This is a genomic window from Akkermansia sp. N21116 (assembly GCF_029854705.2).
Lineage (GTDB): Bacteria > Verrucomicrobiota > Verrucomicrobiia > Verrucomicrobiales > Akkermansiaceae > Akkermansia.
In genome coordinates this window covers 1,927,785-1,943,411 of the sequence record NZ_CP139035.1, presented here as the reverse complement: position 1 = coordinate 1,943,411, position 15,627 = coordinate 1,927,785, and the positions used below count along the sequence as shown (strand labels likewise).

Genomic DNA, 15,627 nt, shown 5'->3' with positions numbered 1-15,627 from the left:
TCCTATCCAATATTCCGTTTCATCATCATGCGGTACAGCCCGCCAATAGTCCGGGCTGTCGTAAACAATCAGCTTAATACATATCCCCGGAAAGGACTATTCGCTTTCTCAATAATCGGCAAAATCAATTGATAATCGTCTCGGATCTTTTCATAGGAAGGATCCGTCGATACCAGTCGCAAATCCCGACGGGATGGCTCTACTTTTTCCTTGAAGCCTTCCTTCGGAATTTTCAATTTATATTCAAACGATGATATCTTGTCGTGATCCAAATGGACGATCTTCTTATTCCCGGGCGGATTTTCAACAAAACTGAAATCTACCCAATAATTCACATCAAACCCGATATTGCACAAATCCGGAGAATATAAACAATTGTCGTACCCACAGCTTATTCCACATCCGTTCATATAGATTTTCCCATCCACATACGGCGTCGTAAACCAATGGTAGGCATTAATTTTATAGGCACACGAAGGATCCTCCTCCATCCTCCTTGTTAAAATATCATAACGTTCCTCCAACCTTCCCGGAACATAGATCTGGTCACTGTCAATCTTGGCAAACACGACTTCTTTCCTGTCCAGACCCTTTAATGCCGCATTAAAGGCAAATTGAGTAAACATCCCAAAGTTTTGGAAATTGTGCTGTTTCTCCTCGTGGCGTGTCTCATAATAAGGATGACCAACAAAATAGGTTCTGAAGGGATAATAAAATAACTCGATATCGCACACCTTATCCAATTTGAATTTATTGACCGCATAGCGCACAGCATCAACCGAACCATCGTCGTTTGAACCGTCGTGATAAACAACCGCAATCCTGTCATAAAATTCATACGTCGATAATAAACAAGGTATGATCGTATCAACATTCCTGAACAACCTTAACATTCCAGCCTTTATCATAATTTTATCAATCGTTTGATGTTTAGATAAATCTATTTGTTCAACACGCTAGAAACACTTCCTATCACCATTCGAAGCAATCTTGACAAACAATGGAAAAAACGCACTATATAAAATCAATGTACACGGCACTAATATAAGCGGAAAAGTCGAACTAGCAAAGCGACCGTCAATAATTCCTAATTCTTTACAAATACCGAAAATAATGACCCCACATATATCGCCACAAAAAATAACAGAGTACCAATAAATACTTTTCGCCTTTTTCGAAAATTTAAAATCATATAATCCATATATACGAATATTAAATTTAAGGAAAATAGGAAAAGAACCATAAAAAAATAAATATAAAATAAATTTATACGGATCAAATTTAAAATCAATCATTGATATAAAATAACATAATATAAAATCAACAAAAATAAATAATACCAACTTCACTATTATTAATAATGCAAATTTCATATATTTATAATTTTATTCATAATCATACGCAACAACTTGAATTATTGCACATTTGTTCTGCATCTGACCTAGATTTTCTAAAAGTTTGATCCCTGCCAATTACCTGTCCATGCCCCGGATTTGCTCTAAAAGGGAAATGTAGTGTGTTCATGGTTAATCAGGTATGTAGGTCTCTATTTTTACTTATCCCGATAAAAAAATAGTACTTTATATGTTTCCTTGTCGATTAAAAAGCAGAAATTACATCCCCCTAATTTGACTTTTTTATCATCGGAAGGCTTCTTTTTTACTGTCGCAGTGATACAATTTTCTAAATCAATATTTAATTTTTTTTGCTTTAATAATTTTTTTAAAAGCAATAGCATCAACCCATGATATATTCTTGTTTACGACGATTTCTATATTCTCCCATTCTTCTTTTTCTTTTATTTTATTGTCCCAATACTCATTTAAAGATTTTTTCTTTACTAATTTCAGCATTGAGATCAATGCTCCTATTTGAAGAAAACGCTGGAGGAATCATAATTGCAAGTAAGACGATGAGAAAATAGATTTTTTTCATATATTTAATAGCTGTTAATTCCAATTTTTTTTAGGAATTACATTATCATTGTTGTGATTATACATTAAGACCTTTCCTAATGGCGTGCCAAGATATCCATCTATGTCATAAAAGTTTGCATAGTTGAAGTCTGCATTTGAAAATTCTTCAGTCTCATATTCCCTATCATCTAGACCATCTCCATCATTGTCTATGAAAGCCCCATGCGTGTGCCAATACGCGATTTCAAGATAGCATTTAGGACATGGCGCGTCATGGAGAATACAAGAATTAATGTTTCCTGGAGCTTCAGTATATATATATACGGATTTCCCTTTTCTTTTGCATATCAATCCACAATATTCTTGGTCATTATTAATCGAATCTTGAGACCACTTCTGTATGGCGGCTCTCGCTGCGGATGACTGATTAGAATAAAGCCCCAAATAATCTATGTATAAAATAAGAGAATTATTGACAAATTTATAAAGATTAATATCCCCATTTTCTCCTATAGGATCTCTATTCACCCACCTTCCATCCAAAGGATTCAGGTGCCTATAATTGTAATACACCAATCTCAATGCTCGCTTATAGATTCCAAAAAGGATTGTTTTCCCCTTGGCTCCTCTTCCTCGTTTTCCTTGTACTCTTCTCGCACCCAGGTAACACTCATCCAATTCAAAGATCCCATTACGGCAAGTATTTTCCTGTTCGCAAAGTTTTGCCAAACGTGTACGTAACATCTTAAGGATTCTATTGACTGTATTGTAATTTAGACCTGCAGGAGCAGTAATTTTAGTTGTTTTCATATCGATAAATAAACATACGAATGAGACAGCTGAATTGATACCCTGAAATCCGTGAATGGAAAATATATTCATCAAGAATATATTATAAATATTATTGAATTTACTCAGCTAGTCATGAGACTTAAATTTTGTTTGCGTTTTTATTATTAGTTGAATTGAAAATGCAATCTACCATTTCAGTCATTATTTAAACAATTTTTTCCTTTTATCAACCAATCACTGAAAGAATCAAACAACTCATTCCATTTGTCTTCTCTCTCAAATATATCAGGAATTGGATACATTTCCATATTTAACCCATTCTTTATTTTAGTCCTAAAAAAATTACCTTTTTTCATATAATAGATAAAATCAAAAACGTCCTTTTTTATAATTTCATTAGACACAAGAGAGTGCATATTATTTTCGAATTCAACATCTCTTTCCATACATCCAACATTGACTCCTATCCAATAAAGAATAAGAGTTCTAGAAAAATCTTCAATAAATAAACTCCTATCACTATCACTTGAGTTTACATATGTTTCAGAAAATTTATCTAAATATATTTTAAACATTTTCTCTATTATACAAAAATAAAATCTGATTTCCTCTCTAGAGGGATTTCCTCCATCATAACTCATTACATTTTTTTCTTTATCACTTGAAATCCAATTATCAAATTTTGAAAAATCATCAAATTTATTATTTTCCTTAAATTTATCTTTTAGCAATATATTTAAATTCTTTCCATTGTTTTCATTACCTGAAAAAAAACAATCACCACGCACAACAATATTTAGCACCGAATTTAAATTAAATATATAAAAATTACTTTTGTATTCATACGATTTATTGTAAAATTCAATTATGTTTTCTAATAAAATTTCTAAAACCTCATTTTCATCGAATTTATTAAATAAAAAATATTTTCCCTTACTGTTTTCGTCATGATTCTTAATATTATTAAGAATAAGATTGGGAAAAAACACCCCCCAATAATAAGCTAATCCTGACGCAGACTCGTAGAATCTTGATTCCAAATAATCTTGAGTTGAAATAAACTTTTTTTCTTGATTATAGAATAACTCGTATTTTATCGCATAGGATCCATTTACATTAAACAATAATAAAACTAAAAAAACAATAATTTTCATTATTTTATTTATCACATTCATTTTTTATTTTTTCATGGATTTGATTTGCAGCTCCCAGCATAGCATCCATCATTGTTTGAGTTAATATATCAATAAATCCCATACTTCCAGTTCCCATATCAACTTTTTTTGATCCCTTAAATTTTTTCTTAACATTTTTTCCTTTCTCACAACAACATCTTTCAATTTCCATTTCAGCTTTAACTGATCGTAATGCTACCCCCCCAGAAGATGCAGTTGCCATAGCTCCCATGATTTTAACAGGAAGCTTTATACTGCCAGCTAAACTCATAGTTGGCATCTTAATATCTTCCTTAGGATTTTCAGCTATTTTCCCCATAATATCCTTTGCACTATCTTCTGCTTCTCCTTCTATAGAATGTTCTTTTTCATTCATCATAATAAATATCAAAGAAGCTTTTGTTAGTTCCATTTTTCCCACATTAGATCCATCACAATCAAGCAAACCAAGAAAATCAAAATGATTCATACAATTATTTTTTGAAAAAACATACTCATAAAATGAGCCATCCATAATTCCAAGAGGATCTCTACTCGTCCACCTTCCATCCATAGGATTCAGGTGTCGGTAATTGTAATACACCAATTCCAATTCCCTATCCATAACCTCGCTCGAAAACCCAATGTAACCTAGTGTTAGATCGCCTGTTTCATTCATGATAGCACCGTAAGGAGTATAATCGAAGCTTGCCTCAATACTACCTGTCTCGGTAATCCATTCGGTAATGTTCTTCACGAAGTCATGTACGGCGTAATAGAAGTTTCCGTTCCTGATTTGCGCCAAAGGACGCGTGGCAACAGTTTCGGTAGGATTCCATAGAATGACGTGTTGTATCTCTGTTCCCCGGATCGCGGCTGTTTGGAGGTAGCCGTTATAGTGGTACATTTCATCGAATTCCAGTTTGCCATTGCGCTTCAGAATTTTGTGAGTTCTTCTACCCATGTAGTCGTAGGTGCATTCGATCACGAGCGTACCGTCGGAACTTGAAAACCGTACGGGACGATTTTCAGCGTTATACACCACATTCCAGATTCCCGTTGTTGTCCGTATCCTTGTCTGGTTGCCGTCCGCATCGTAAGTGGGAATGAAGACTGGCTCTTCCTCCTTACCAATGCTTGTGTACTGGTTCAAATTATTGGAAAGGTAGGAGGTGGTTTCTTCAAACTCGTCCGACGATTTTCTGTTGCCAATGTTATCGTAGGCATAGTTGAAAAGATTTCCTCCCAGATTAGCCGAGCTCAATTCATTCAACGAGTTGTAACCAAAGGTGTCGTTGCGCGTCACACCTTCGCGGATTTGCGTTCTCCCTGTCGGTCTTCCAAGCAGGTCATAACTTTGAGCACGACTACAAATGACGTTGTCGTCTGCAGTATTGCGACACTGGATGCCGGATAAAATGTCTCGCGACACTTCGTAGGCGTATTCCAAAGAAAGCGGATCCGGGAAGTTGATTGAAGAAACGTATTGACTCCCTGCCAGATAATTGAATTGAAATGCCCGTTCATTCTCCTGACCGGGATTGTAGATATATCGCGACAATTGCCCCAATTCGTTGTATGAAATTTTAGTCTCATAGATGGAGATATTCTCACTCCCGCTCCTCGTTATTTGTAAATTGTCGGAAACAATACGTCCCCATTCGTCATAAGCACAAATATGGTAGCTTTCATCCTCTCCTAAGAAATAATTTTCCAAGGACAATTGATTATATTCATTGTAGACTTTTATTTCGCAATTAATCTCATTTCCCGTCCATATTTCCACAAGCAAGCCGAGATTATTGTACACAAACGTACGGCTGGAGGTTTCATCGCTGTAAGATATCCCCGTCATGTCTCCCGTTAAGGGATCGTAAGTATAGGTGATGACAATGCCCCTTGCCAGGGTATGTGTACTCTGGCGGTTCATGGCATCGTAGGTGTACACGAGCTGGGAGTTGTCCGCGTAGGTCTTCTTCAATTGAAGTCCCGTCGCCTCATCATACGTCCAACTGGTCGTATCTCCGTCGGTGCGGCTACTCGGATCTGTCGTGATCACGCTTCCCGGCACACGGAATGTCGTCAGACGAATCATATGATCCATCTCATCATAGCCGAAGACGGCTGGCTTGATAGCCGTACCATATTCCGATGTCTTGCGTCCCCGGATGTCGTAGGCATAGTATGTCGTATTCCCCAGGGCATTAGTGATGCAGGATGGCAGATCAAAACGCTCATCATATCCTGTCACCGTGACAGCTCCCGCCGCATCTGTCACCTTGATCGTCCTCCCATCCAGATCGGCTTCCGTCACGGTCGTGTTTCCGCGCCCATCCGTACGGGAAATCGTCATGCCGGTCATTGTATAGCTCCTGCTCTGCGATGTCTCAATACCGACATTGTCGGTTGCCTGTCGAATCCAGCCATCAACGACCACCGAACACGCCACCAAGGTCGACGTCGGAATCTTGAGATATTGCATTCGCTGGGTTGGGGCGGCGTATTCCGACCACTCTTCCGTAATTTTTCCGTAGATATCCTTCGTTTCCTTCCTGCTTTCCAGAGTCGGGCTTAAGGAAGAAACGAGTTTCGAGACAGTTTCAACCAATGGATCCCCGTTCTGGTTGTATGTCGTCGTCGAAATCGAATCATAAACCCCATCCGCACGGGATTCGTATGCCCGGGAAGTTTGTTCTACCCGGGAGTTCTGGGGGGTGGGAACATCCTCCAGAGCTAAGGTCCGTTTGGAGACTTCCCCCATCACATCGTACTCGTACAGGGTAGGAGCCATCTGCCCCGTCCGGCTTCGCACGAGCTGCCCCAGGGCATTGTAGCTATGCTCCGTCACGATCCATCCTCCCTGCGTATCGGCCCGTTCCTCACGGATCGTTTCTCCGAGGCCATTCCTGGTGGTACGCGACACGGCTACCCATTGACCACCGGACGTCTTCGCCGATACCGTCGTCCGGATACCATCCGCAACGACTTCATAACCGTAGCGAATGTTTCTCTGCCCCGTACCGCTTTCCTCCCATGGAGTTCCGTCGGGATTGGTGATCGTGATCAAGGTCGCCCCGGACGGAGCCGTCCGAGTCGTGGTTCGCTGCGCTTCATTGTATGTCCATGTCGTCACCCGGCCCAAGGCATCTGTAGAATAAATTACCCTCCCGATTCCGTCGTAGCTTCTTGCCTTCCGAGTCGTCATCGCTCCGACATCCCGGCGTTCCTCACGAATACGCCCCGCCGCATCGCGCATGTAGGATACAATCGTTTCCGGCGTCGTTTCTGTAGCAGCCCGAATCGTTTCGATCAGTTGGCGTGCCGTATTGTAACCGTATGATGTCATCACGCCATCTTCATCGATCTTGCGCAAGGGGCCGCAACACATCCATTCGGCGGTCGATTCACGCCCATTGCCGAGCGTCTTTCGCGTTACATTGTGTTCGAAATCATACTCGTAATCGGCTGTCGCCTTGAGCTTCCAGCCCGTTGCAACAAACACATAATTTTCTTCACGAATGGTATCCCCATTGGCGGCAATATAGCGGACTCTGCGTTCGCTGCGTCCGGAAACAACTTGCCCATTGACAGCCGTTTCCATCGTTTCCTTCCAAACAGCCCCGTATTGCAAGGCGCGTTCGTATGAGTAACGCCTTTGAACACCATTGTGATCCTGCTCCAGCTTCACATGTCCGCAAGCATAGGAACACGCCGCCAATTCTCCATAGGTCTCGCGAATTGAGACGCGGGGACCAGTCACCCCCAGCCCCGTTTGAGTCACCGTCGTGCGGTTCACTTGCGGAGAGTCGCTATAACTGTATGACTTGCGGGACAATTCCGTTTCTTTTCCATCTTCCGAACGAATCAATTCAACCGTCAACAAGGGGCGGCAGTCATTGAAGCGCAGATTCGCATACGTCGTCCGAATCACCTTCTCGTCAGAGCCAGAACTCCATGGAGAGGCTTCCAAAACAACCCGCCCCTGCTCATCGTACTCGTAGCGCGTGTAGCCTCCATCGGATTTGATTTCCAGTGAAGGGCGGAATTGTGCATTGTGGATCCATGTCGTCGTCCTGGAAGCGGACGAGCCATAGCCCTCCGTCCGGCTGACCGTCAGCCAGCCTCCGGCGGAATTCTTCTTCACCGTACGGACACAGGAAACAGGAGCCACATCGTCGATGCCGCGGACAGTTCTGATCTCTTCCCACATGCCGCCTGGAAGGTAATTGCGGGCAAAGGTCTTGATGATGCGATCATCTCCCTCTCCTGTCGTAACCGTCACCAGGCCATCCTCAACTCGGCGAAGCACTTGCGTCGCCGGTTGCCCCGCGCGCTGATTGATGATTTTCATCATTTTGGCGGAGCCATCCTGCCAGCACTCATAGGAATAGGTCTTGAATGGAGTGCCGGACGCCGAACGCCCCGTACGGGCATCGCCGGTAACCTGATTCGCGGGATAGTGGTTGATGACAAGCTTGTTGAAACTGCGTTCCAGCAGGAACAACCCCTGCGTGGAACTCCAGATGGAAGTGACTTCTCCGTCGGTATCGCGCGTCACCTGAAGCCGTTCGGCGTATTCATCTGCCGTGACAACCGCTCCGGAACTCGTCGTGGTGGAGACCACCTTGCCTGTTTCCGCGGAAAAACGGCGTTTGGAACCATCTGCCATCACCTGGCAAAGATAAGCAGGGTTATCATTCGTGCAGGGTGTCAGATCGCTGTTGAGAAGCTGGACGAGCGAAGTATCCCGACGGGAAATTCCCTGGCGTTCCGCCCGGTCGGACTGAGGAGCAGCCTTGTAGTACAGGCAACGACCGGAAGCCTTGAAAATCGTTACCTGACGGGAAAAGGCATCAAAACTCGCCGTCCATTCCATCTGACTGTCAAAACGGAAAGGAATGGCAGGAGCATCCGGTTCAGAACTGCGTCCCGCCCTGAAAGAAGAAGGATTGGATGGGTTGGGAGTCCCGCCAACCTTGCCGGAACTTTCGCAATTATCCGGCTCATCACCGTCTTCAATGGGGAGAGTCTGCCCCGTATCGCCATCACCATCTTCACAATCCTCATCATCACAATCGCATGGCTGACAGTCATCGTCATCCGGAGGAGGATCACTTGAGGAAGAAGAACTACTGCTGCTTGACGACGAACTGGAGCTGCTGGACTCGCTGCTACTTGATGAAGAGCTCGAACTACTCGACGAACTCGAACTGCTCGATTCACTACTGCTGCTACCGGACGAGCTCGAACTGCTTGATTCACTACTACTACCGGACGAACTCGAACTGCTCGATTCACTACTACTACCGGACGAACTCGAACTGCTCGATTCACTACTGCTGCTACCGGACGAGCTCGAACTGCTTGATTCACTACTACTACCGGACGAACTCGAACCGCTCGACTCACTACTGCTGCTACCGGACGAGCTCGAACCGCTCGATTCACTGCTGCTACCGGACGAACTAGAACAGCTCGATTCACTACTGCTGCTACCGGACGAGCTCGAACCGCTCGATTCACTGCTGCTACTGGACGAACTCGAACCGCTCGATTCACTGCTGCTACCGGACGAACTCGAACCGCTCGATTCACTGCTGCTGCTACCGGACGAACTCGAACCACTCGATTCACTGCTGCTGCTACCGGACGAGCTCGAACCACTCGATTCACTACTGCTGCTAGACGAACTCGAACCGCTCGACGAACTGCTACTCGACGATGATGAACCACTACTACCCGATGAGCTGGAACTACTGCTTCCAGGACCTCCTCCAGACGAACTGGAGCTACTACTACTGCTTGACGATGATCCATCCTGGCTAATAAAGCAACGTCCTCTGACGGCGCGTTCCGTATTAAAATCAGCCTCGTCATCGAAGGCTTGAATAATCCATTCTCCCGATCGATCCGGTCCCTCATTGAGGCCGCAAATCACCGGAATCCTCCCCCCCGGGCATTCTTCACTAGAATAATACAAAGGTACTGCCCAAGGATATGTTCCTACATCTTCCCGGGCGATGCGGAAATGAAGGGCATTCGTAGAAACACTGAAATAGTGCTCCGAATCCCCAATCTCTGTAAATTCATAATAGATTGGTTTGATGGTAATAAACAGAGGCTCTTTTTCTGAAGAGGCGTCGGATGGAGAAAAATTGGACGGGGTCATTGATGTAAGATGGTTAAAATCAGGAAAACACAACAAATCAAACCCCTTCCGGGACTATACCTACTCCCACACACAAATCACATGAAGTCAAGAGATAAAATTTATTTTCCAAAATTTCAGAATTACACGCAAATCCCAAAACTCATTTTTATCCCGGCGAAATATACTCGTCCCTATTGGGGCACAAAAAAACCGGCGGGGAGAACCGCCGGTTGACTATTTGATGATAGATTGGGTAAGAGGGGACATACCTTTATTCGGAAGCCTTGTCTTCCTCTTTCTTTGCGTTTTCGGATTGCTCTGCAATCATGGAGGCTATTCTGCGTCTATCGGCGGACTCCCGTTGAGTCCTGCTCATGAATAGCTTGTTATTTCTCTTAATCATGTGTCTGTATGTTCTCATGGTTTGTTTTAATGTCAACAGTTTCCTGCGTGACCGTTTCGTCACATCGTGAAAACCGCTTGTTCAAGGAAGCGCCCCGTCTGGAATTGACTCCGGACGGGGCGCAGCCTGAAAGGAATGGAGATCAATTTCAGGCGGTTGCCGCCTCGTAGCGGGCCTCGACGTCGTCCCAGTTGATGAGCTTGACGAAGTTTTCGATATAAGCTGCTCTGTTGTTCTGATGCAACAGATAATAGGCGTGTTCCCAGACGTCGCATGCCAGCAGAGGCACCAGTCCGGGGATTTCCAGATTCTGGTGTTTTTCCGCACCGCAGACGACGAGTTCCCGTGAAACAGGATCAATGCCAAGAATAGCCCAGCCGGAACCTTCCACACCGGCGGCAGCGGCTTTGAACACCGTCAGCATGGCAGACAGGGAGCCGAACTTCGCTTCGATGGCAGCAGCCAGAGGACCAGCGGGCGCCGCTTTCGGGGTGGGCGTCATGTTCGTCCAGAAGATCGTATGCAAGGCATGTCCCGAGGTATGGAAGGACAAGTTACGCACCGTGGGGGTTGTCAACGCGGCATCCGCCGTCCCATCGGCAATTTCCTTGAGTTTGGCGGCAGCGGCATTGGCACCGGCGACGTAGGCTGCATGGTGCTTGTCGTGGTGGAGCCGTACGGTGGCTTCGTCCATCAGAGGTTCCAGCGCATCATAGGCATACGGAAGAGGAGGCAGAACATACTTGCCATCGGCATAACCGATATGCGAGGGGGACTGAAGCGGATTATTCATGATGATCGTTTATAGTTTGGTGTTTGTTAAATTCCGGAGTCTCTCGACAGCTTGCGGGAGGCTATGGTAGCCCCGCCTCTCGCCGTTTGCGAGGTATCCATGAGGTGAACTTAGGAGATGAGACAGCCCGATATCAAAAAAGGTTCAATTATAATGGGACTAATTTTTCTTTTCTTCATCTTCCAGGTCTTTCCGTATCTCATGGAGAAGGTACGATTTTGGAGTTCATGTCCATCGTTGATATGATACAAACGGGGCATGGAAGAAAAACAGTACCGCCCGAACACTGCCGCCATTATCGTCAACCCGCAAGGACTCCTCCTGATTTGCGAACGGACAAAAGAAGACGGCGCATGGCAATTCCCCCAAGGAGGCATTGACGAAGGAGAAAATGCACTGGAAGCAGTCAGCCGTGAAATATGGGAAGAAGTCGGATTCCTGCCCGAACACTATAGAATCGAGTCCGGACGGACAGGCTACCGGTACGACTATCCCGACGCGGTCCTCGACAAAATCAAGGCTAAACGCGGCAAGCCCTATGTCGGACAGGAACAAACCTACTTCCTCTGCCGCCTCATGGAAGACGCCCCGGAACCCAGTCTCGACCAGCGAGAATTCAAGGCTTACCGCTGGATCAAACCGGAAGAATTCGACTTTTCCTGGTTGCCGCCGTTCAAACGGGACGTATACCGGGAAGTCATGGATAATTTCTTTTTCCATCCGGAAGAAGCGGATCCCGTCTGACCGGCACGAATTGTTTTCCTTCCGCGTATTGCGTCATTTCCCGTCCGGAGAAAGGTGTATGCTTGCATGTTGGGAGTGTTTTGCATACTTTCCTCCCTACCTTGTGGGTTGCTCTCTCCAAAGGGTCTGATTAAATTTTCCCGCCATATCAATGATTAAGTGGATTCTCACCAAAATAGTCGGTTCTAAAAACCAGCGCGAAATCAAGAAACTGCGCCCCATCGTGGACCGTATCGTCAATATCGAACGCGAGTGGCAAGGCCAGCATATCGACCAACAATTTCTAATCGACAAGACGCGGGAATGGCAGTCCTACCTGCACAGGTTCCTGCCGATGGCCATCCCTCCCCTGCGCTTGGTGGAATCCGCCGATAAAGAGCAACTGACAGACATCGCCAAGATGCTCAATGACCGGTTCGACCTCCTCAAACCGGATTTTCCCAACCTTCCCCGGGTGGAATCCACCCCTGATTCGATCGAAGCCGCCAAGAAGGTATGGAGGGAACTGACGCCCGAATTCGCCAAATTGCGCGAAAAATACCTCAACAAAATCCTTCCAGAAGCATTCGCCGTCGCCAAGGCCGGAGCCCGTCAATTGTGCGGACTCACCAAATCGGTCTGCGGCCAGGAACAGACTTGGGACATGGTCCACTTCAACGTCCAGTTGCTCGGCGGCATCTCCCTGCACCGCGGGTATATTTCTGAAATGGCCACCGGTGAAGGCAAGACGCTTGTCGCCACCCTGCCCGTCTACCTGAATGCCCTGACCGGTATGGGCGTTCACGTCGTCACGGTCAACGATTACCTCGCCCGCCGTGACTCCGAATGGATGGGCACTTTGTTCGAGTACCTCGGCCTGACGGTCGGCTGTATCCAGAGCATGATGCCTTCCCACCTGCGACGCGAACAATACAACTGTGACATCACATACGGTACAAACGCCGAATTCGGGTTCGACTACCTGCGCGACAACGGCATGGCTTCCTCCGCAGAAGAACAGGTGCAGCGCGGCCACTACTTCGCCATTATCGACGAAGTGGACTCCATCCTCATTGACGAAGCCCGGACGCCGCTTATCATCTCCGGTCCCTCCGTCATTACACGCGAACAGCAGTACGATGCCCTCTGCCCCGCAGTCTCCAAAGTTGTCAAGGCACAGACGGAACTTTGCAACGAATTGATGGCCCAGGCCATGGAACTGGCCAAAAACGGACAGAACGAGGAAGCCGGACGCTGCCTGCTTAAAGTCAAGCTCGGCCAGCCTCGCAACCGTGCTTTCATGCGCGCCATGGAAGAACCGGAATACCGCCGCATGATGGAGAAGTACGAGCTCTTCCTCTACCAGGATACCCGCAAGAAAGAGCTTTATCGCCTCAAGGAAGAACTCTTCTTTTCCGTCGAAGAAAAAACCCACGACGCCGATCTGATGGAAAAGGGGCGCAAGCTCATTTCACCGGACGATCCCCAGGCTTTCATCCTGCCCGACATCGGTACCGCCATCGCGGAAATGGATGAAGATCCCCGCCTCACGGAACAGGACAAGGCCCGCAAGAAGCGCGAACTTTACCAACGCCTCGACGAAACCGGACAGCGCCTTCACACCACTTCCCAGCTCCTCAAAGCCTACTGCATTTACGAAAAAGACGTCGAATACGTCGTCAAAGAAGGCAAGGTCATCATTGTTGACCAGAACACGGGCCGCGAAATGCCCGGGCGCCGTTGGTCCGACGGTCTCCACCAAGCCGTCGAAGCCAAGGAAGGGTTGGAAATCGAACGCGAAAACCAGACCTACGCCACCATCACCATTCAAAACTACTTCCGCCTTTACAAAAAGCTCGCCGGCATGACGGGCACAGCAGAAACGGAAGCTGCGGAATTCCACGACATCTACAAGCTGGACGTCCTTCCCATCCCGACGAACAAACCCTGCGTGCGCAAGGACTCCAACGACCTCATCTTCAAGACGCGCCGTGAGAAATTCAATGCCGTCGTCGCCAAGATTCAGGAACTCCACGGCAAGGGACAGCCCATCCTCATCGGTACGGCCAGCGTAGACGCTTCCGAAACGCTTTCCCGCATGCTCAAACGCGTGAAGATCCCGCATGAAGTGCTCAATGCCAAAAACCACCAGAGGGAAGCCGAAATCATCTCTCAGGCAGGCAAAAAGGGAGCAGTCACCGTCTCCACCAACATGGCCGGCCGCGGTACCGACATCAAGCTGGGCGAAGGAGTAAACGAATTGGGCGGTCTTTTCGTACTCGGTACGGAACGCCACGAATCCCGCCGTATTGATCGCCAGTTGCGCGGACGTTGCGCCCGCCAGGGCGACCCCGGTGCCTCCCAGTTCTTCATCTCGTTTGAGGACGACCTGATGCGCAACTTCGGTGCGGCCGAACGCATGACCAAGATGATGGAACGCTTCGGCGTCCAGGACGGAGAAGCCCTTGAACACGGATGGCTCAACAAAACCGTCGAAAACGCCCAGAAGCGAGTCGAACAGCGCAACTACATGTGGCGCAAACACGTCCTCGACTACGACGACGTCATGAACAAGCAGAGAGAAGTCGTCTATGGCTTCCGCAACGATGTCCTCATCACTGAAGATCCGCGGGCTATCATCTACGACGTCCTCGAAGAGGCTGTCATGGACAAGGTTCAGTTCTACATGGTCGTGGACAGAGACGAACAGCCCAACCCCGACGAACTCCTCTCCTGGGTCAACTCCACCTTCCCGCTGGCGCTCACCGACGAGCAAGCCGGCTTCACGACAAAGACCCCTGAAGAATGCGCGAAGTTCATCATTGAAAAAGTCAAAGTCGTTTATGAACAGAAACTGGAACATGAACGGGCCGAATACCTCGACCACATGGAACGCCAAACGGTTCTAACGTCCATCGACAAACTTTGGCAGGAACACCTCTACAACATGGACTCCCTGCGCGAAGGCGTGCGTCTCCGGGCCCAGGGCCAGAAAGATCCGCTCATCGAATATAAAAAGGAAGCCTACGACATGTTCGTAACGCTGATGGACAACATCAACCAGACCGTCCTGAAAAACATGTTCAGCAGCACGACCAACCTTGATGCCTTCGAAGAGTTCCTTGCCAGCCTTCCCCAGTCCACGTCCGAAAGCGAAGACGACGGGGAGCCGAACCTCACATTCGACGGCATGCCGGCCAACCTTCTGGAAGCCCTGCGCGAACAGGTCTCCTCTGCCAAAGCCATGCGCAATGCCACGCCGGAACGCACTCCCGCTCCCCCCAGGCGCGAAGCCCCGGCCAGCCACCCTATGCCCGTGATGCCTGACGGTATGCCCATCTCCATTTCCGCTTCGTCGTCCGAAATGGATCCCGTACTTGTGCGCCAGGATACGAAGGTTGAACTGATTACCCGTAAACCCACGGTCAATATCTGCCGCAAGGGCGACACCCAGCCCCAGACCGCCGGCGATACGCCCGCTCCGGCAGCAGCAGCCGGCAACGTGGAACCGTCCCTGACCGTCGGTTCCATGGATTCCGGAAGCGTCCTCGGCACATACGAGAACTCCGGCGAAACTCTGACTCGTTAAGATACCTACCTTGACAGCACCTCCGGAAGGCGATCATCAAAGCCTACGGAGGTGTTTTTCTCGCCTACTTCTCTTTCCCCAGACAACTTCCCTCCCCCCAACAAGA

8 protein-coding genes and 1 pseudogene are annotated in these 15,627 nt (G+C 47.2%); 2 read left to right on the top strand and 7 right to left on the bottom strand.

The features are described from left to right. Positions 1–68 precede the first annotated feature (68 nt). The 7 genes and pseudogenes from QET93_RS07440 to QET93_RS07410 all read right to left on the bottom strand — a co-directional run bounded on the left by QET93_RS07440 (position 69) and on the right by QET93_RS07410 (position 11,209). The gene (locus tag QET93_RS07440) at positions 69–908 is read right to left on the bottom strand and encodes a hypothetical protein (protein ID WP_280132840.1); all 840 of its coding nucleotides are present in this window, start codon (positions 906–908) and stop codon (positions 69–71) included. 780 nt (positions 909–1,688) lie between these two features. Then, entirely contained in the window at positions 1,689–1,853 is a 165-nt protein-coding gene (locus QET93_RS07435; protein WP_280132841.1) for a hypothetical protein, read from the bottom strand. 96 nt (positions 1,854–1,949) lie between these two features. Then, positions 1,950–2,498 (bottom strand): DUF4329 domain-containing protein, encoded by a 549-nt coding sequence (locus QET93_RS07430; protein WP_280132955.1) that lies wholly within the window; start codon positions 2,496–2,498, stop codon positions 1,950–1,952. Between the two features lie 3 nt (positions 2,499–2,501). Next, a pseudogene (locus QET93_RS07425) lies at positions 2,502–2,657 on the bottom strand (IS1595 family transposase); the annotation flags it as partial. A gap of 245 nt (positions 2,658–2,902) precedes the next feature. Further along, positions 2,903–3,862, bottom strand: a complete 960-nt coding sequence (locus QET93_RS07420) for a hypothetical protein (protein WP_280132842.1) — start codon at positions 3,860–3,862, stop codon at positions 2,903–2,905. Between the two features lie 4 nt (positions 3,863–3,866). Further along, a complete protein-coding gene (locus tag QET93_RS07415; protein ID WP_322189926.1) occupies positions 3,867–10,031 on the bottom strand; it encodes an RHS repeat-associated core domain-containing protein in 6,165 nt (2,054 codons plus the stop codon). Positions 10,032–10,564: 533 nt separating this feature from the next. Further along, complete coding sequence (locus QET93_RS07410; protein WP_280132844.1) at positions 10,565–11,209, bottom strand: superoxide dismutase; 645 nt, start codon at positions 11,207–11,209, stop codon at positions 10,565–10,567. Between the two features lie 258 nt (positions 11,210–11,467). On the opposite strand from QET93_RS07410, the gene QET93_RS07405 reads away from it, so the two are divergent. Together QET93_RS07405 and secA are read left to right on the top strand one after the other, a co-directional pair. Beyond that, on the top strand, positions 11,468–11,953 hold the full coding sequence (locus QET93_RS07405) for an NUDIX domain-containing protein (protein WP_280126572.1): 486 nt from the start codon (positions 11,468–11,470) through the stop codon (positions 11,951–11,953). A 151-nt stretch (positions 11,954–12,104) separates the two neighbouring features. Beyond that, positions 12,105–15,521: a preprotein translocase subunit SecA gene (secA, locus tag QET93_RS07400; protein WP_280132845.1), complete on the top strand. Its 3,417-nt coding sequence runs from the start codon at positions 12,105–12,107 to the stop codon at positions 15,519–15,521. Positions 15,522–15,627: the final 106 nt, after the last annotated feature.

Excerpts from the sequence above, each read along its gene's own strand:
- QET93_RS07440 (WP_280132840.1), bottom strand. The coding sequence starts at position 908 with ATGATAAAGGCTGGAATGTTAAGGTTGTTCAGGAATGTTGATACGATC.
- QET93_RS07435 (WP_280132841.1), bottom strand. The coding sequence starts at position 1,853 with ATGCTGAAATTAGTAAAGAAAAAATCTTTAAATGAGTATTGGGACAAT.
- QET93_RS07420 (WP_280132842.1), bottom strand. The coding sequence starts at position 3,862 with ATGAAAATTATTGTTTTTTTAGTTTTATTATTGTTTAATGTAAATGGA.
- QET93_RS07415 (WP_322189926.1), bottom strand. The coding sequence starts at position 10,031 with ATGACCCCGTCCAATTTTTCTCCATCCGACGCCTCTTCAGAAAAAGAG.
- QET93_RS07410 (WP_280132844.1), bottom strand. The coding sequence starts at position 11,209 with ATGAATAATCCGCTTCAGTCCCCCTCGCATATCGGTTATGCCGATGGC.
- QET93_RS07405 (WP_280126572.1), top strand. The coding sequence starts at position 11,468 with ATGGAAGAAAAACAGTACCGCCCGAACACTGCCGCCATTATCGTCAAC.
- secA (WP_280132845.1), top strand. The coding sequence starts at position 12,105 with ATGATTAAGTGGATTCTCACCAAAATAGTCGGTTCTAAAAACCAGCGC.